This window comes from Brevibacterium salitolerans (assembly GCF_039531405.1).
Taxonomy (GTDB): Bacteria; Actinomycetota; Actinomycetes; order Actinomycetales; family Brevibacteriaceae; genus Brevibacterium; species Brevibacterium salitolerans.
The window spans coordinates 135362-153799 of record NZ_BAAAPZ010000002.1; the positions used below are offsets into that span (position 1 = coordinate 135362).

Annotated in this window: 13 protein-coding genes; 4 read left to right on the forward strand and 9 right to left on the reverse strand. The window is 73.7% G+C overall.

The window, feature by feature from the left end; translation table 11 throughout:
• Nucleotides 1-9 precede the first annotated feature (9 nt).
• Nucleotides 10-393: an MGMT family protein gene (locus ABD240_RS01565; RefSeq protein WP_344334599.1), complete on the reverse strand. Its 384-nt coding sequence runs from the start codon at nt 391-393 to the stop codon at nt 10-12.
• Between the two features lie 195 nt (nt 394-588).
• Here ABD240_RS01565 and ABD240_RS01570 point away from each other — a divergent pair, with 195 nt between their 5' ends.
• Nucleotides 589-1026 (forward strand): twin-arginine translocase TatA/TatE family subunit, encoded by a 438-nt coding sequence (locus ABD240_RS01570; RefSeq protein WP_291791860.1) that lies wholly within the window; start codon nt 589-591, stop codon nt 1024-1026.
• Between the two features lie 171 nt (nt 1027-1197).
• Here ABD240_RS01570 and ABD240_RS01575 read toward each other — a convergent pair whose 3' ends face one another.
• The 5 genes from ABD240_RS01575 to ABD240_RS01595 all read right to left on the reverse strand — a co-directional run bounded on the left by ABD240_RS01575 (nt 1198) and on the right by ABD240_RS01595 (nt 7371).
• Entirely contained in the window at nt 1198-2391 is a 1194-nt protein-coding gene (locus ABD240_RS01575) for an Mrp/NBP35 family ATP-binding protein (RefSeq protein WP_344334602.1), read from the reverse strand.
• A 68-nt stretch (nt 2392-2459) separates the two neighbouring features.
• Nucleotides 2460-3026, reverse strand: coding sequence for a DUF1003 domain-containing protein (locus tag ABD240_RS01580; RefSeq protein ID WP_291791854.1), 567 nt, complete (start codon nt 3024-3026; stop codon nt 2460-2462).
• Entirely contained in the window at nt 3023-4306 is a 1284-nt protein-coding gene (locus ABD240_RS01585) for a magnesium transporter MgtE N-terminal domain-containing protein (RefSeq protein ID WP_291791850.1), read from the reverse strand. Before ABD240_RS01585 ends, ABD240_RS01580 begins: the two co-directional genes overlap by 4 nt.
• Before the next feature lie 171 nt (nt 4307-4477).
• Nucleotides 4478-5764 (reverse strand): P1 family peptidase, encoded by a 1287-nt coding sequence (locus tag ABD240_RS01590; protein WP_344334606.1) that lies wholly within the window; start codon nt 5762-5764, stop codon nt 4478-4480.
• Nucleotides 5761-7371, reverse strand: a complete 1611-nt coding sequence (locus tag ABD240_RS01595; RefSeq protein WP_344334608.1) for an aminopeptidase P family protein — start codon at nt 7369-7371, stop codon at nt 5761-5763. Before ABD240_RS01595 ends, ABD240_RS01590 begins: the two co-directional genes overlap by 4 nt.
• Nucleotides 7372-7433: 62 nt before the next feature.
• On the opposite strand from ABD240_RS01595, the gene ABD240_RS01600 reads away from it, so the two are divergent.
• Nucleotides 7434-8279: a PHP domain-containing protein gene (locus tag ABD240_RS01600; RefSeq protein WP_344334610.1), complete on the forward strand. Its 846-nt coding sequence runs from the start codon at nt 7434-7436 to the stop codon at nt 8277-8279.
• A 108-nt stretch (nt 8280-8387) separates the two neighbouring features.
• Here ABD240_RS01600 and ABD240_RS01605 read toward each other — a convergent pair whose 3' ends face one another.
• The 3 genes from ABD240_RS01605 to ABD240_RS01615 form a co-directional block, all read right to left on the reverse strand.
• Nucleotides 8388-10145 (reverse strand): DEAD/DEAH box helicase, encoded by a 1758-nt coding sequence (locus ABD240_RS01605; RefSeq protein WP_344334612.1) that lies wholly within the window; start codon nt 10143-10145, stop codon nt 8388-8390.
• A gap of 256 nt (nt 10146-10401) precedes the next feature.
• Nucleotides 10402-10626: a DUF3107 domain-containing protein gene (locus ABD240_RS01610; protein ID WP_291794936.1), complete on the reverse strand. Its 225-nt coding sequence runs from the start codon at nt 10624-10626 to the stop codon at nt 10402-10404.
• A gap of 144 nt (nt 10627-10770) precedes the next feature.
• Nucleotides 10771-11403 (reverse strand): TetR/AcrR family transcriptional regulator, encoded by a 633-nt coding sequence (locus ABD240_RS01615; protein ID WP_291794938.1) that lies wholly within the window; start codon nt 11401-11403, stop codon nt 10771-10773.
• A gap of 108 nt (nt 11404-11511) precedes the next feature.
• Here ABD240_RS01615 and ABD240_RS01620 point away from each other — a divergent pair, with 108 nt between their 5' ends.
• On the forward strand, nt 11512-14904 hold the full coding sequence (locus ABD240_RS01620; RefSeq protein WP_344334616.1) for a PD-(D/E)XK nuclease family protein: 3393 nt from the start codon (nt 11512-11514) through the stop codon (nt 14902-14904).
• Nucleotides 14901-18437, forward strand: a complete 3537-nt coding sequence (locus tag ABD240_RS01625) for an ATP-dependent helicase (RefSeq protein WP_344334618.1) — start codon at nt 14901-14903, stop codon at nt 18435-18437. Before ABD240_RS01620 ends, ABD240_RS01625 begins: the two co-directional genes overlap by 4 nt.
• The last annotated feature ends 1 nt before the right edge of the window (nt 18438 follow it).

An 18438-nucleotide genomic window follows, 5' to 3' on the forward strand; every position in this document is an offset into this window, starting at 1 on the left:
CGCAGGGGGTCACGGAGCGTCCGGGTCCTCCTCGGGGAGGTCCGCCAGAGCGGCCTCGACGGAGGCGGCGAAGGCCGGGAGGTCCACACGGGCGGAGCGCATGTCCACCCGCGGCTGGGAGCGGTCCGCACCCGTGCCCGCGTCCGTGCCCACGAGGGGCGTGCCCTCCTCCCGCCAATGGGGCAGAGCCCGCACCGCGAGCGCCGGCGGCATCTCGCCGCGGGCATTGGGCACGCGCCACCAGGTCACCGTGGAGCCGTAGAGGCTGAGCACGCGTGCGGCGAAGCGCGCCGAGGTGCCGGCCGCCCTGCCCACATCGCCGTAGGCGGCGACCTGACCGGCAGGAATGCACTCCACAGCACGGAGTGTGCGTTCCAGAGCGAGTTCGTCCATAGGAGGAGTCTCCCAGCACTTGTCGGTCGATGCGCGGGTGTGAGGGCAGATGTCGGACGCGCTCACGAGTCTCCCAGTGCTCATGGGCTGCCGCGAGCCGCGGCCGGCACGGAGACGCCTCACGTCGGGTGCAGGACGCCTCAGCGGACGCGGAGTGGCGCACGGGACGTCTTCCGCGTTGGTAGGATCGGGGGCATGTTCGGCATCAATGGCTTCGAGTTGGTCATCCTCGTCGTTGTTGCCCTCCTGGTGATCGGCCCCAAGCGCCTTCCCGAGTACGCGGCTAAGCTCCGCGAGCTCGTCAAGGACTTCCGCCGGATGGCGGAGGGCGCAAAGGACACGGTGAAGAAGGACTTCGGTCCTGCCCTGGACGACTACGACTGGCGGCAGTACGACCCCCGCCAGTACGACCCCCGGCGCATCGTCCGGGAGGCGCTCGCGGAGGAGGACGCCGCCATCCAGGCGGAGCGGGAGCGGAAGGCCGGACGCGGTGCGGGCACCGCCTCCGCACGCGCGAACTCGCAGCAGGCCGCCCCCGCGGCGGAGAAGACCTCGCCGCTCCAGCGTCACCGTGCCCAGCAGGCCGCCCGGACCCCGGGGGCGAGCGCGCCGTTCGACCCCGAGGCCACCTGAGCACAGCTCGATCAGCCTCCTCCAGCTCAGTCTGGCGTCGGCCACCCACCTCGCCTCCGGCAGTGAACCGCTTGTGTGATCACTTTCCCCGGCCGGCCTTGCAAAAACGGCCGGGGAAAGTGATCACACGAGCGGCTTGGAAGGTGGGCACTCCGGTCCGCAGACCCAGGCTCAGCTGGGCCGCAGTCCCAGGCTCTTCCCTGCCAGTGATTCCGTGCGCCGCATCAGCTTCTCCGCCACCTGCGCGATCGCCGCGGGCCCCGGAGACTGCGGGTGGGTGAGGACGGCCGGGACGCCTGCGTCAGCTCCCTCGCGCACCGCCGGGTCCAGCGGCACCTGGCCCAGCAGCGGCACGTGCACGGGGCCTCGTGCCTCCTCGTCCGCCGCCTCGAGCCTGCGGGCGAGGCTGTCCGCCACCGTCCGTCCGCCGCCTTCGCCGAACACCGCGTTGCGGGAGCCGTCCGGCATCTCCATCCACGACATGTTCTCCACCACGCCGGCCACGCGCTGGCCCGTCGAGGTGGCCAGCGCCCCCGCGCGCTCGGCGACCTGCGCGGCGGCCTGCTGCGGCGTGGTGACGATGAGCAGCTCCGAGCCCGGCAGCAGCTGCGCCGTGGAGATCGCGACGTCGCCGGTGCCCGGCGGCAGGTCGAGCAGGAGGATGTCCAGCTCGCCCCAGAACACGTCCGTGAGGAACTGCTCGAGCGCGCGGTGCAGCATGGGACCGCGCCACACGACCGCCTGGCCCGGGTCCACGAACATCCCGATGCTCATGACGGACACGCCGTGGCCGGGCACCGGCAGGATCATGTCCTCGAGCTTGGTCGGCTTGGAGCGCGCGCCCAGCATGCCGGGGATCGAGAAGCCGTAGATGTCCGCGTCGAGGACGCCCACCCGCAGTCCGCGGGCGGCGAGCGCGGCGGCGAGGTTCGCCGTCATCGACGACTTGCCCACACCGCCCTTGCCCGAGGTGACGGCGATGACCCGGGTGAGGCTGTCCGGCTGCGCGAACGGGTTGACCCTGCCGGCGCCGGAGCGGAGCCTGTCCCGCAGGGCGCCGCGCTGCTCCGGGGTCATGGTGCCGAGGGTCAGCTCGACCTCTCCCACCTCGTCCAGGGCCAGGAGCGCGGCGCGCACGTCCCTGCTGATGGTGTCCTGCATGGGGCAGCCGGCGATGGTGAGCAGCACGGTGACGTGTGCCGTGCCGGCCTCGTCCAGCCGCGCGGACTCGACCATGCCCACCTCCACGATGCTGCGGCGGAGCTCCGGGTCGATGACCCCGCGCAGCGCCTCGACGAGGCGTGCGTCGGAGTCGGCACTGGGCAGATCGCGGCTGGGGGACTGTGCCTCTGGGGTGTCGGCCATACGGCTCGATGCTCTCCTCGTGGGTGTGGAACCGGTGTCGTGTGCAGGTGCGCGGCCCGTGGCGGTGCTCAGGCGGGCGGTGCGTGGCAGCCGCAGGTGCACTGCCCGGCCGGCGGGGCCGGGACGTCCTGCGCGGGCTGCCGCGCGGTGTCCAGGTGTGAGCGCGCCTCCTCGATCTCCTCGAGCACGCTGCGCAGCTCCGAGCGGACGAAATCGCGGGTGGCGACCTCGCGCATCGCGATCCGGAGGCTGGCGATCTCCCGGGTGAGGTACTCCGTGTCGGCGAGGTTCCGCTCCGCTCGCTGGCGGTCGTTCTCGAACTCGACGCGGTCACGGTCCGCGCTGCGGTTCTCCGCGAGCAGAATGAGGGGTGCGGCGTAGGAGGCCTGCAGGGAGAGGATGAGGGTGAGGAGGGTGTAGTTCAGTGCCTTGGGGTCGAACTGCAGGGACTCCGGCGCCCACGTGTTCCATCCCAGCCAGACGGCGCAGAAGACCGTCATGCCGACGAGGAAGGCGGGCGTGCCCATGAAGCGCGCGAAGCCCTCGGCCAGCCGGCCGAACGTCTCCGAGGACATCCCCAGCTGGGGCATCCGGCGGCGTGCCGAGCGCGGTGTCTCCAGGCCCGTGCTGCTCATGCGCTCACCTCCGTACGGCTCGTCTCGCGGTTGTCCCGCCAGTCCTCAGGCAGGAGGGCGTCGAGGACGTCGTCGACGGTCACCACGCCCACCAGGTGCTCGCCCTCGTCCGTGATCGGCACGGACACCAGATTGTACGCGGCGAGCAGTGCGGCGACCTCACCGATGGGTGCCTCGGGCGGCAGCGGCTCCACCTCCGTGTCCAGGAGGGTGCCGATCGATTCGTGCGGAGGGTGGCGGAGCATCTCCTGGATGTGCACGATCCCCAGGAACTTCCCGCTGGGGGTCTCCAGGGGCTGACGGCAGACGAACACCGCGGCTGCCACCGCGGCCGGGAGCTCCTGCCGGCGCACGTGCGCCAGAGCCTCCGCGATGGAGGTCTCCGGCGAGAGGATGATGGGCTCCGTCGTCATGAGGCCGCCGGCGGTGTCCTCGTCGTAGGCGAGGAGGGTGCGGACGTCCTCGGCGTCGTCGGGCTCCATCGCCTGCAGGAGCTGCTCCGCGCGCTCGTCGGAGAGCTCGCCCAGGATGTCCGCCGCGTCGTCGGGCTGCATCGTCTCCAGCAGCGTCGCGGAGCGCTCCAGGCCCACGGCGTTGAGGACCTCCACCGCGTCGTCCTCCGGCAGCTCCTCGAGGACGTCCGCGAGCCGCTCGTCGTCGAGCTCGCGGACGACCTCGAGACGGCGCTTCTGGTCGAGCTCGCGGAGGACGTCGGCGAGGTCCGCCGGCTTGGTCTCCTGGTAGGCGGCGATGAGCTGTGTGGCGCTCTGGCTCTCCGCCGCATCGACGGGATGGTCGACCTCGGACCAGTCCAGCTGCAGCGTCTCGCCGCGGCGCCGCAGCGCGGAGAACGCCGTCCGCTGCTCGCTCACACGGCGCACGAAGAGCCGGGCGACCTCCCAGTCGCGGTTGCGCTGCTGCTCGATCCCCACGTCCTCCACGACGACGGGGGAGCCGTCCTCGCGGATGCGCAGGCGCTGGTCCAGCAGGTCAGCCATGACCAGGGTCTCCGTGGCCCGCTTGGCGAAGCGTCGCATGTTCACCAGTCCGGTGGTGATGACGGCGCCCACGTCGATGCTCGTCACCCGTCCGATGGGCACGAACACGCGCCGGCGGCCGGGCACCTCCACGACGAAGCCGATCACCTTGGGTCTGCGCCGCATGGTGGAGCGGTACACGATGACGGCATCGCGGATTCTGCCCACCTGGTCGCCCAAGGGGTCGAAGACCCGGGTGCCGGCGAGGCGGGCGATGAAGATCCGATCCGTGCTGCCGCTCATGCCTCCCATGCTACTTCCCGCGCTCATCCGCGCGGACGGGAGCGGCGCTCCGCTCCCGTCGTTGCGCAGACGGCGCGCAGACGGTGCGGGGTTGCTCCGGGTGCGCCGGGTCAGGACCTGGGCAAGCTCGACCACGACGCCGGAGGGGACGACCGCTCCGGGTGCACTGGGTCAGGACGGCGAGCCGGTCGCCGAGGCGGTGCCGTCCGCCCGCAGACGGGACCAGGCCTCGGCGAGCTCCGGGGCGATCTGCCGCAGCGCGGCGGGCCGCGGCAGCCGGGCAGCAGCTGTCCCACGGGGAACCGCCGGCTCGCCGCCTGCGGACCCGTCTCCGTGCAGGACCTCACTCGCATCCTGCGGACCCGCCGGGTGCGGCACGGCGCTCAGTGCGGCGTCGACGATCGCCAGGGAGAGGGCGTCCGCCGCTGCAGAATTGAGCATGAGGAGGTCGAGCGGGTCCAAAGGCTCGTACGGCTGCCGCGACCCGCCGCCGGCCGCAGCCCCACCGGTGGAGAGCGCGAAGACCGTGTCCCCGTCAGCCAGGGTGTGCGAGGGGTGGATCGCCCGTGCCAGGCCCGCCTGGGCGGACTGCGCGAGCCGGGTGGTCTGCGCGGAGTCCAGCGGGGCATCCGTGACGATCACCGCGATGGTGGTGTTGCCGCGGGTGGCGTCACCGGAGGCGTCCGATTCCCGCAGTACGGCGCTGAGGGAGGGATCACGGCGGGCGGCGGAGTCGATCTCCAGTGCGCGCTCCACCCAGTCGGCGGGCGCGGAGGGGAGCTCCGCGCCCATGCGGGAGAGAACGCCGGCGGCGTGGAGGCGGCCGGAGGGCTCGAGGACGTCGCCCATGGGGTTCGCGGCGACGATCGCCGCGACCAGCCGGCCCGTGGGGGTGCGCAGGCACACGGAGCCCAGCCCGCCGCGCAGCAGACCGCGGCCGATGAAGGCACCCGTGCCCGCACCCACGCTGCCGCGGCGCAGCGGAGCGGACGCGGCGGTCGCCGCACGGTGCGCCGCCAGTCCCAGCTCCGCATCCGGGTGGCGCACCGTCCCGTCCCCGCGGCCCAGGTCGTAGACCGCGGCGGCCGGGACGATGGGCACGAACGCACCGGGCAGTCCGGGTGCGGGGAAGCCCCGGCCGTCCGCGGCCAGCCCCTGCTGCACGCCGCCGGCCGCGGCGAGTCCCCAGGCGCTGCCGCCGGTGAGGACGAGGGCGTCCACGGCCGGCGAGTGGGTGCCCGGGACGAGCACGTCCGTCTCATGCGTGGCGGGGCCCCCGCCGCGCACGTCCCTGCCCGCCACCGCACCGGGCGGGGCCACGATCGCAGTGGTGCCGGTGAGCCAGCCGCCGGCCGTGCGCTCGGCGGAGCCCACCCGGACACCGGGAACGGACTGCACGTCGCCGCCGGGCACCAGCGCGCCCGCGACCTCGCGGAACGGAAGTGTGGGCGGCGTCATGCCGAGGCGCCGCCGGTGCGGTCACGGCGGTCGGCACGCTGCGGCCGTCCGGACAGCTCCTGCACCCAGGCCTCGACCTCCGCACGGGTGCGCGGGAAGCCGGCGGAGAGGCTCTCCACACCGTCCTCCGTGACGAGCACGTCGTCCTCGATCCGCACGCCGATCCCGCGGAACTCCTCGGGCACCAGGAGGTCCGCCTGCTTGAAGTACAGGCCGGGCTCGATCGTGAACACCATGCCCGGCTCCAGCTCCGCCTCGAGGTACATCTCCCGGCGCGCCTGCGCGCAGTCGTGGACGTCGAGGCCCAGGTGGTGGCTCGTGCCGTGGACCATCCACCGGCGATGCTGCTGCCCGCTCTCCGCGAGCGCCTCCTCGACGCTCACCGGCAGGATGCCGAAGTCGTGCAGGCGTGCGGCGATGACCTCCATCGCGGCGGTGTGCACGTCCGCGAAGCGGACGGTGCGGCGGGCGTGCTCGCCGGCGACGGCGAAGGCGGCGTCCGCGGCCTCGAGCACGGCGTCGTAGACCCGGGCCTGCGCCTCGGTGAACGTCCCGGACACCGGCAGGGTGCGGGTGATGTCCGCCGTGTAGAGCGAGTCCGCCTCCGCGCCCGCGTCGAGCAGCAGGAGGTCGCCGGCGCGCACCCGGCCGTCGTTGCGGATCCAGTGGAGGGTGCAGGCGTGGTCGCCCGCGGCCGCGATGGTGTCGTATCCCACCCCGTAGCCGTCGAGGCGGGCGGCGGACTCGAAGCTCGTCTCGACGAGGCGCTCGCCGCGCGCGTGCTCCGGAGCGGCCGGGAGCGCGGCGACGGCGCGGTCGAAGCCCCGGCGCGTGATCGCGACGGCGTGCCGGAGCTGCTCGACCTCGTGCGCGTCCTTGAGCAGCCGGAGCTCGGAGAGGAACTGCTGCAGCTCGTCGTCCCCGGCGTGCGCCGCCTCGAGGTCAGCCGAGACCTGCATGCGGGCGGCGTCGATCTGCGCCTCGACGCCCTGGTCCGCGCCCCGCACCACCCGGACGGAGACCGAGCCGAGGTCCTTCGTGACGGCGTCCATCGCGGTGGAGGAGTCCGCGGTGGCGATGCCGGTGCGCACCCGCATCGAGTCGAGGTCGTCGCGCGCGCCTACCCAGTACTCGCCGTAGCGGGCGTCGGAGAAGAACTCCTCCGTGTCCGCGCCCGCCCGCGGGCGGAACCACAGGACGGCCTCGTGCCCAGGGTCACCGGGGCCGGCGTCCTCACGGGGTTCGAACACCAGCAGCGCGTCCGGTTCGGAGTCGTTCTCCAGCCCGGTGAGGTGGATGAAGGAGGAGTGCGCCCTGAAGCGGTAGTCCGTGTCGTTGGAGCGGACCTTGAGGGGGCCGGCGGGGATCACGAGACGCTCGCCGGGGAAGCGCGCGGAGACGGCGGCGCGACGGGCGGGGGTCCATTCCGCCGCGGCCAGGGGAGCGACGTCCGTGAGCGCGGAGTCGTCCCAGCCGGAGGCGACGAAGTCGCGGAAGGCGGTGGAGGTGGGACGGTGCGAGCGGTTGTTCACGCGGTCCGCGAGCTCCTGCTCCGCCGCGGTCGGGGCGGAGGGTTCGGGCTGCGGCGCTGGGGTCTCTGAGGTCATGGGGCCATGGTAGTCCCGGGCCGGAGCGCTCCCGGGGCGGGGCGGGTACGTACGATGGGCACATGACGGCCGATCTCCACACGCACTCCCGCTACTCCGACGGCACGCAGAGCCCGGCCGATCTCCTCGCCGAGGCCGCCGCCTCTGGCCTTGCGGTCGTGGGTCTCACGGACCACGACACGACCGCCGGATGGGAGCCCGCAGCACGGGCTGCCGCGAGCCTGGACATCGGACTGCTCCGGGGGATGGAGGTGTCCTGCCGCTGGGAGGGCATCAGCGTCCACATGCTCTGCTACCTGCACAGCCCGGAGGGCGCGGAGATCACGGAGACCATCGACGAGGCCCGCCGGGCGCGAGTGGTGCGCAGCAGGACGATCGCGGAGAGGATCGCCGAGGATCACCCGATCACCTGGGAGGACGTACTGGAGATCGCGGGACCGAATGCCACGATCGGCCGCCCGCACATCGCGGACGCCCTGGTGCGCGCCGGGGTCGTCGCGGACAGGACCGAGGCGTTCGGCGCCATCCTCTCCAGCAGCGGCCGCTACTACGTGCCGCTGCCCGTCATCTCACCCCTCGACGCCGTGCGGATGATCCACGAGGCCGGCGGGGCGGCGGTGTTCGCCCACCCGCGCGCCTCCGCCCGCGGCCGCGTGGTGCCGGAGCGGGGGATGCGGGAGATCATCGCGGCGGGCCTCGACGGGCTCGAGGTCGACCACCGTGACAACCCCGCACACGAACGCGCATGGCTGCGGCGGGTGGCAGCGGACGCGGGACTGCTCGTCACCGGTTCCAGCGACTTCCACGGCACCGGCAAGCCCAATCGACTGGGGGAGAACACCACCGCTCGGGACCAGCTCCTGCGGCTGGTGGAGCGCACCGACGGAGTCCCCGCGCTGGGAGTCTGAGCTCAGGACAGGGACTCCGGGTCCCAGCCCTGTGCGGGTGCCGGTGCGCGGACGCGCCGGCGGGTGTCCGTGCCGGGAGTCCGAACTCCCGGCACGAGGTGCCGGAGCTCAGTCCTGCGCGCCGGAGTTCCCGGCGTCCTCACCGGTCAGCCGGGAGCGCCGGCGGCGCCGCTGGGAGGGGCTGGTGCCGCGGGTCTCCTGCACCACGCGGCGCGGCGCCGTCGCGGAGCCGCCCGCTGCGGCGCGGTTCCCGCGCCCGGAGGTCTCTCCCCGGGAGGGCCGGCCGTTCCGGACGCGCTCGCCGGAAGAGGCGTCCTCGCCGGAGCCGCCGCGACGGCGACGGCCGCCTCGGCTCCGGCCCGCGTCCTCGGCGGCCCGGTCCGCACTGCCGGACCCGCGCCTTCCCGCCCCGCGCTTCTCCGTCTTCCCGCCGGCTCCGGCCTCCTCGCCGGCAGAGGCCTGCTCAGCCGCTGCCACCCTGCCGCTGGGCCCTTCGCCGTCGCCGGCCCTGGCCTCGCCGCGGGTGCGCGTGCGGCGAGGGCGGTCCTCCTTCGCGGAGCGCTCACTCGAACGCTTGGAGCGCCCGCTGCCCTGCTCCCGCTCCTCGCCCGCAGCGGGCTGGCGCCGCTTCAGCCGCCCCTTGGTGCCCTGCGGGATGCCGAGCTCCTCGAACAGGTGCGTGGAGGTGGAGTAGGTCTCCTCCGGCGAGTCCAGGTCCAGGTGGAGCGCGCGGGAGATGAGCTTCCAACGGGGGAGATCGTCCCAGTCGACGAGGGTGATCGCGGTGCCGGTGCGCCCGGCGCGGCCCGTCCGGCCGATCCGGTGGACGTAGACCTTCTCGTCCTCGGGGCACTGGTAGTTGATGACATGGGTGATGTCGTCGATGTCGATGCCGCGGGCGGCCACGTCGGTGGCGACGAGCACGTCCACCCTGCCCTCGCGGAACGCGGCCAGCGCCTTCTCGCGCATCTGCTGGTTGAGATCGCCGTGGAGGGCGCGCGCGGAGAAGCCGCGATCGCGCAGCTCCTCGCCCAGCCTGTCCGCCGTGCGCTTGGTGCGGGCGAAGATGATCGTCTTGCCGCGGCCCTCGGCCTGGAGGATGCGGCCCACCATCTCCGACTTGTCCATCGCGTGGGCGCGGTAGGCGAACTGACGTGTGTCCGCATTCGTCTGGGTCTCGTCCGCCGGATCCTGCGAGCGGATGTGCGTGGGACGGGTCATGTAGCGCCGTGCCAGCGCGATCACGGCACCGGGCATCGTCGCGGAGAACAGCATGGTCTGCCGGCCGGTCGGCAGGGCCGCGACGATCCGCTCCACGTCCGGCAGGAAGCCCAGGTCCAGCATCTCGTCGGCCTCGTCGAAGACGGCCGTGCGGACCTGGTCCAGGCGCAGCACACGCCGGCCGTGGAGGTCGAGCAGCCTGCCGGGGGTGCCCACGACCACGTCCACGCCGGCGGCCAGCGCCTCGAGCTGCGGTTCGAAGGCCTTGCCGCCGTAGATGGTGAGCACGCGCAGCGAGGGCCGCTTGCGGCTGGCGACCTCGAGGTCACCGGCCACCTGGTGCGCGAGCTCGCGTGTGGGCACGACCACGAGGGCCTGGGGGCTGCGGCCCTCGGGCTCCGGAGCGCCCTCCTCGCCGGGGGCATGGACGCGCTGGAGCAGCGGGATGCCGAAGCCCAGGGTCTTGCCCGTCCCGGTCTTCGCCTGTCCGATGATGTCCGCACCGGACAGCGCCACAGGCAGTGTCATGGCCTGGATGGGGAAGGGCGCGGTGATCCCCGCCTCCGACAGGGCCTCGACGATGGGCGGTGCCACGTCGAAGTCCGCGAAGGTCCTGGTCTCCGCCGTCGTGTTCTCTGCTGTCACGTTCTCTCCTCACGGTGCTCCATGAGGAGCACGGATATGCGTGGGCCGCCCCGCCCTGCTGGCGGGGCCGGACCCGGACGGGACCGTCGCGATCCCGTGGCGGCGCTCGTGGCCGCCGAGGCCGGCGCGGGCGGGCCCGCTCACCGGCGCGGGCGGGTCCCCTCGGGAGGAGAGCCGCCCTGTCGTTCGCTCGCGGTCGGTTCCGCGCACCGGCAGGCAGCGCGCACGCTCACCGCCGGAGGAACCGATGCGGCACTCAGACTACGCCGAATCCTACGCGCCGAGTCTGCTCCTCGCCCAGTTCGACATAGGCGAGGGCCTCGGCGGGGACCATCACGCGACGGCCCTTCGTGTCGTCGAGGGTGAGGAGGGCGCCGTCGGAGAGGGCGGCCGCGACGAGCTCGCCCACCTCCTCGCGGGACCTGTCCGAGTCGAGGACGATCTCGCGGTTGGTCTGGCGCATGCCGATCTTGATCTCCACTGTGCATGTTCCTTTCGATGGCTGGGGTTTCCGGGCGGCCGAGCCGTCCCGAACACAGGTGCCCTGCGGCGGCCGGGTTCCTGCGGCGGAGTCTGCTCGCCGCGGTCGGCTCCTCGCCGGGCGGCGTGCGTACGGGGACCCAGCTTAGTCTCTCGGCGGAGCGCACACGGAGGGCCGCCCCGCCGCGAACAGGTCGAGCCCCTCGATCCCGTTCCAGATGAATGCGGTGAAGGCGTCCGCGGCCGCATCCCGGTCGATGGCGTCGTCGGCGATGACGAACCGGGTGGCGGACTCGCCGATCGTCGCGATCGTGCCGCCCACCAGGCGCGTGGTCTGCTCGTCCATGTCCGCTCCGCCGGAGACCACGCGGGCGAGCTCCCGGGCCAGCCCGCTGCGCACCTCCTCGAAGATCCGCTGTGCGGCGGGCTCGTAGGAGTAGGCGGTGTACGCGATCGTGTACTGGTCGCGGTGCTCGTCCGCGAACCGGAAGAAGGCACGGATGGTGCGGCGGATGCGGACGCGGCCGTCGCCCTCGGAGTCCAGGGCGGTCCGCAGCAGCGAATCCACGGTCTGCGTCGCGGTGCGGGCCACCGCGAGGTAGAGGTCCAGTTTGGAGTCGAAGTGCTGGTAGAGCACGGGCTTGGAGATGCCGGCGGCCTCCGCGACGTCGTCCATGGAAGCGGCGCTGTACCCGCGCTCCGCGAAGACGCGGACGGCGGAGTCTATGAGCTGAGTGCGGCGCTGCGCACGCGGCATCCTCTTGGGGGCGGTCGACATGTCCCGATGATACCCACCGGTCATCTCGGCGCCGCGAGGCGTCTCGCAGTGCGTTCCCCGCGTCCCGCCCGCGGCCCCCGTGTCCGTGCTCCGTGATGGAATGGCCGCATGAGCGATCCCCACGACATGAGCGAGCGGACGGATACGCGTCCTGCGCACGGCGGTCCCCTCGTGGCGGCGTCCGCCGAGGTCGCGGACCTGCTCGCCGGCGGCTCCTCCGTCTGCGTCGCCGCCGTGCCCGGCAGCGGTCTGACGAACACCCTGGTGGGTGCGCACTCCCGGCTGCTGGGAGTCCACGGGCTCGTCCCGGACGACGTCCTGGTCCTCACCCCCAACCGCGCGCACGCGGATGCGCTGCGGGACAGGGTGGGCGCGGGGGAGCGCGCGGTCCGCACGGGCGCCGGCGCCCGCAGCGTCCACTCGCTGGCGTTCGGACTCGTCTCCGCGGAGACCGCCGCGACGCTGGGCGAGGCCGCGCGCTTCCTCTCCGGCGCGGACCAGGACGCCGTGCTCGGGACCCTCCTGGAGGGCTTCGAGGAGGGTCGCGTGCGCTCTCCGCGGTGGCCGGACTCCTTCAGCCCGGAGATGCGCCGCACCGCCGCCTTCCGGGACCAGCTGCGGGAAGCGCTGGACGCGGTGCTGGTGCGCGGGGTCACCCCGGTGGAGGCGGAGGCCGCTGCCCGGGAGACCGGCCGCGGCGAATGGCTCGCGCTCGCCCAGGTGCTCCAGGACTACCGGGACCAGCTCTCGTTCCCCGGGTACGGCGGAGTGGACACCTCCGGGGTTCTCGCGGACGCCGCCGCGATCATCCGCGGACAGGCGGAGGCCGGTGCCGTCGCCGGGAGCGCCTGGACGTTCTCCGCGGAGCGGATCCCCCGCTGCGTCCTCGTCGACGCCGCCCAGGACGTCCCGGACGCCGCGGCGGACATGCTCGCAGGACTCACGCGCCTGGGCTGCGCGGTCGCGGTGTTCGGCTCGCCGGACTCCTCCACGCAGGGCTTCCGCGGTGCCGGCGGGCTCGTGGCGGACTGGGCGCGCGCACTGCGGACCGGGCAGGTACCCGGGCGCACCCTCGTGCTGCCGGCGCAGTGGCCCGGCGCACGCGGCACCGGACCGGTCCGGGACCTCGCCGTCGCCCTCTCGCGGAGGCTGTCCGCCGCGCTCGGCCTCGGGCACGTGCCGGGACCGGGGCATGCGTCCGAGGGCGCCGCGGAGCCGCCCGCGCGCTCCGGGCTGAGCGTCGTCACCCACTCCTCGGCGGCGGAGCGGACGCGGCACGTCGCCCGTCTCGTCCGGACCTGGCACCACGACGAGGATGTGGCGTTCTCGGACATCGCGGTCATCGCCCGCACGAGTGGCACCGCCGTGAGCCTGCGCTCCGAGCTGGGCGCGCTGGGGCTGCCCGTGGAGTCGACGGACCTCCCCCTGGCCGTGGATCCCGCGACGATGCCGCTCCTGCGGCTGCTGACGGCGGACTCCGCGCTCCCGGAGGAACGGGCGGCGCTGCTGCGCCTGCTCCTCACCGGCGTCTACGGCGGGGTGGACGCGCTCGCGCTGCGGGGGATGGAGAGGGAAGCGGTGCGCGCGCTCCGCGGTGTGGGCCTGGAGCCGGGGGACGACCCCCTGCTCACCTGGGCGGAGGCGTCCGGCGGCAGCCCGCTCCCGGCCCCGCTCGTGCGCGCGGCGCAGATGGTGGGGAAGGGCGCGGAGGTCCGCGCGGACTCCCCGCACGCCGCTCTCTGGCAGCTGTGGGAGTGCTCCGCCGTGGCCGAGGGCTGGCGCCGTGAGGTGCTGCGCGATCCCCGCTCGCCGCTGCGCGAGAGGCTGGACGCCGTGGTGCGGCTGTTCGCACTGGCGAAGAAGCTGGAGGACACCGTGGGGCTCCAGGCGGAGGCCTTCGCCTCCCGCGTGCTCGAACAGACCTACGCACAGGACTCCCTCAGCCGCACGGACGCACTCGATCTCCTCACCGTCGATTCCCCGGCGGGAGTCTCGCACCGTTCCTTCTCCCGCGTGGTCGTGGTCGACGTGGACGAGGGCCACTGGCCCAACCCGCGGATCCGCCGCAACGCCTTCAACCCCGCGGACCTCCTCGCGCATCTGCGGGATCCCGCGGCGGCGGAGCAGGAGTACGCCCCCGGCGAGGCGCTCAAGGAGGCGCGCCGCCGGACCATCCGCGACGAGGGCGGGCTCTTCCTCGCCGCCGTGAGCCGGGCGAGCGACGAGCTCGTGGTCTGTGCGCTGGACGACGGCGAGACGAGCCCCAGCGCGTTCCACCACCTCGCAGGCGAGCACGCGGGCGGCACGGTCACCGGCCAGGGACGGGCCGCGGCGGCGGAACCCGAGGCTCCGGAGGAGACGGCCGCCGCTGACCTCGTCCCCGCCCGTCTGCGCGACATCGCGGGGCTCGCCCGGCAGGGGCTGCTGACGGAGGAGGAGCCGGAGGAGTGGGCGCGGCTGGTGGCCGCGCTCGCCGCCGCCGGTCTGCGCGAGGCGGATCCCGGCGCCTGGAGCACCTGGTACGAGCCGTCCTCGGCGGCGCCCTCGCGGACGGCGGAGGAGCGCCTGCGCATCCGGCCCTCGCAGGTGGAGGCGTTCGCCACCTGCCCCCTGCAGTGGTTCCTCACCGACAGCGGCGGCCGGCCGGGGGAGACGGTGACGGCCGCCTCGTTCGGCACCGCGATGCACCAGGTGGCGGAGCACCACACGGAGCCGGACCGCGCGGCCATGCTCGCGGAGTTCGAGGAGGCCTTCGACTATGCGCTCCTCGGCTCCGAATGGGAACGGGACCGGACGCGGCGGGACGCGGAGACGATGGTCGACGCGCTCATCGACTACCTCCGGTACAGCCGGGAGGACATGGCCGCTCGAGCGGCCGCACTGCAGGAGGCGACAGGAGCACCTGCGGAGGTGGACGTCCTCACGGAGGCACAGGTGAGCGCGGCGTCCCCGGCCGGCTCCCGCGGCGGGCCGTGGCGCATCTCCGGTCGCGCGGACCGGCTGGAGCGCGTGGGCGCCACCGTCCGCGTCATCGACTTCAAGACGGGCAGGGTCCAGCCGTCCTACCAGGAAGCGGAGGAGAACCCCCAGCTGGCGGTCTACCAGTACGCGCTGGCGGAGGGGGAGGCGATCGTCGCCCCCGCGTCCGCAGAGCCCTCGGCACAGGCAGAGCCCGCGGCACCGGGAGCGCACTCCGCCGGAGAGCCCCTCCGTCTGCGCGGTCTGGAGCCCGCGGGCGGCGCGCTCGTCCACCTCCGCCGGGGGACGGGCACGGGGAAGGGCGGGCTGCCCGCCACGGTGCGGACGCAGTCCGCGATGGACCGGCGGACGGAGAGCGGGGCGCGGATGCACGCGGACACGTACGAGCTCATCGACGCGGCTGCCGCCGGCATGCGCGCGGCACAGTTCCCGGCGACCCCGGGACGCCACTGCGAGCACTGCCCCGTGCGGTCCTCCTGCCCGGCGATGACGACACTCACAGCGGACGGAGATCAGGGATGAGCGCGCACCGCATCAGCGCAGTGGAGTTGGCGGACCTGCTGGGGACGAACCGCCCCACCCCGGAGCAGCAGCGAATCATCGAGTCCCCGCTGGAGTCCGCCGTCGTCATCGCCGGCGCCGGATCGGGCAAGACCACCGTCATCTCCCTGCGCGTCGTCTGGCTCGTGGCCAACGGTCTCGTCGCACCGGACAGGGTGCTGGGCCTCACCTTCACGCGCAAGGCCGTGGGGGAGCTCAACGAGCGGGTGCGCGCCATGCTCGCCCGCTACCGCCGTGCCGCAGCCGCGGCGGGTGACCGCACGCAGCGCGCACAGGAGCTGCCCGGACTGGACCTGCCCGTCATCTCGACGTACAACTCCTACGCCGCCTCGCTGGTGGGCGACTACGGGATGGAGATCGGCCTCGAGGGCGGCGACGGCGTGCTCGACGCCGCAGCGCGCCGGGAACTGGTGGACGGCGTGCTGGACGCCGCGACCTCGGCGGCCGTGGTCCCGGAGAAGGCGCGGTCCACCATGGCGGCGTGGATGACCCAGCTGCTGGGGGAGATGGGCGAGCACCTCGTGTCGTTCGACGACATCGCCGCCGTCCTCGACTCCTCCGTCGAGGCGCTGTGCACACCGGAGTTCCTGCGGGGGCTGGCGAAGGCCGTGCGTCTGCGCCGCAGCGGCGAATACGCGGACAAGGAGGCGAAGAGGCAGTTCTCCGCACAGCTCACGGAGGCCGCGGACGCGCTGGAGGCAGTAGGCCGCGGCCCCGGCCGGGCAGAGGCGCTCGCGCTGGCACGGCCGCTCGTGGTGGCGCACGAGCAGAAGATCGTCCCCCAGCTGGAGGCGAAGCGACGGATCCTCGGACTGGCGCGGAGCTTCGCGGAGGTCAAGCGTGCGGACGGGGGCATGGAGTTCTCCGACCAGGTGGCATTCGCCCACCGGATCATGACCGGTTCGGAGGCCGCCCTGGACACGGAGCGGTCGCGCTGGGACGTCATCCTCCTCGACGAGTACCAGGACACCTCCTATTCGCAGCTGCTGCTCCTGCGCACACTGTTCCGCCGTGCCCCCGTCATGGCGGTGGGGGACCCGCGGCAGGCGATCTACGGCTGGCGGGGGGCGAGTGCGGACAACATCACCTCCTTCTCCGGCTCCTTCCGCGGTCCCGGGGACCGGCCGGCGGCCAAGTACGGGCTCATGACCTCGTGGCGCAACGACGAGGCGATCCTCGCCGCGGCCAACCGGATCGCACTGGGACTGGACAGCGAAGACGAGCGCACAGGTCTCTCCGCACGGCCGCAGGCCGGACCGGGCGCGGTCGAGGTCTCACTCACCTCCCAGGCGGTGGACCCGGGCATCCCCGCGTCGTCGGAGACCGAACCGTCGCCCTCCCAGCTCTCGGAGCTCGTCGCCTGGGTGCTGCGGGTGCGGGAGGAGCTCACGCGGGAGGCACGCCGCGAGGCGGAGGAGAAGGGCCTGGCCGCGCCGGAGGAGCCCTCCGTGGCGGTCCTCTGCCGGACGCGCGCCGGCTTCGGGCACATCGCCGCGGCACTGGAGGACGCAGGGCTGCCGGTCGAGGCGGTGGGCGTCCGCGGCCTCCTCGAGGATCCCTTCGTCGCGGACGCCCTCGCCGCGCTCGAGGTGCTGGTGGACCCGGACGCGGGCAATGTCCTCATGCGTCTGCTCACCGGCCGGATGCTGCGACTGGGTGCGGCGGACGTGCGCGCCTTCGCGGAGTTCGTGCGCACACGGGCGGTGGCGATGCCGGACCCTCAGCGCCCCGGGGAGGAGATCGCTGAGGGGATCGGCGTGGTCGAGGGCCTCGACGAGCTCCTCCATGTGCAGGAGCCCCCGGTGCGCTCCGCGGAGGCCGCCGGCGGAGAGGCGGACTCCGGCGTCCTGCTCAGCCCGGAGGCGCACCGGCGGCTGATCCGGCTCGCCCGGAGCCTGCGCCGGCTGCGGGGCGCAGACGTCACGCTCACCGGGCTGCTGCGGGCGATCGTGCGCGAACTCGGCATCGACACGGAGATCGCCGCCCTGCCTCCGGCGCACGAGCGGGTGCACGCGCGTCAGGTCGACGGCTTCCTCGGGGTGGTGGGCGGCTTCGTCGCGCAGCATCCCGCGGGCAGTCCCCGGGAGTTCCTGCGCTGGCTGCGCGTCATGGAGGAGGCCGAGGACCTGGGCGAGACCACGGCGGAGCCCGCTCCGGGGGCGGTGACGATCATGACGATCCACGCCTCGAAGGGCCTGGAGTTCGACGCGGTCGCCGTACCGTTCATGCACGACGGCGGACTGCCCAGCGGGAGGAGGACCAAGGCCGGATGGCTCTCCGGAGGTGCGCTGCCCTACCCCCTGCGGGGGGACCGGACGAAGCTCCCGGACTTCGACCTGAGGACCATGGAGCTGGAGTCCCCCAAGGACTTCGAGGAGCGGCTGAAGGACGACGGGCCCGTGGGCGCGGCGCTGGAGGCCCACCATCGCAGGGAGGAGCGCCGCCTGGCCTATGTCGCGCTCACCCGTGCCAGGAAGCGCCTGTTCGTCTCCGCCTCCCGCTACACGCTCGGCCGGACGCGGCCGGTGGAGGACTTCCCCTTCCTCTCTGAGGTCGCCGAATGCCTGGGCGTCGCGCTCCCGGAGCTGCCGGAGGCTGACCCGGTCGCGGAGGAAGCCGCGGCCGCGGCGCTCTGGCCGTCCGCGGATCCGGAGGCGCTGGTGAGGCAGCGGGCGGAGCGTCTCGACCTCCTCCGCCGGGTGCAGGCCTCCGTCCCGTCGCTCGGCGAGCTGGCGCGGAGCGCCGAGTCCCCGCGGGTGCGCGCCCTGGCGGTGCGCGCGCACCAGCTGCTCGAGGAGGAGGAGCGCGCGGCCTCGCCGCTGGCGCTGCCCGCCCGCCTCTCCGCCACCGCCATGGTGGGGCTCAGCACGGACGCGGCCGGCTGGTGGGCCGATCGGCTCCGGCCCATGCCCGAGGCACCGAGCACCGGCGCGGAGCTGGGCACCGCCTTCCACGCCTGGGTGGAGCAGCACTACGGGCAGGCCGTGCTGCTCGACGTGGAGGCCGGCGAGAGCGGCGCGCGTCTGCCCCCGGCGGCGCAGGTGACCCTCGCGCGCCTGCAGGAGACCTTCCTGAGGTCCGCGTACTCCGAGGAGTCGCCCGCGGCGGTGGAGCTGTCCTTCGAGCTGGTGCTGGAGCGCAGGAACGGCGGTGGGGCACTGCACGTCCCCGGCAAGATCGACGCGGTCTTCCGCACTGCCGGCGGCGTCCGGATCGTCGACTGGAAGACCGGCAGGAAACCTGCGGACCCGGAACGGCTGCGCCACATGGAGCTGCAGCTGGCCGTCTACCGGGCCGCGCTCCTGCGGATGCCCGCATTCGCCGATGCCCCGCGCGTGGACGCGGAGTTCTACTTCGTGGGCTCGGACGAGGTGTGGCGGGCGGAGCGGCTCATGGACGAGGAGCAGCTGATCACCTGGCTGGAGGCGGCGGAAGCCCGGGGCGGTCGAGGGGGTGGGGAGCTGGGACCGGAAGGCGGGACCGGGACCCGGTGAC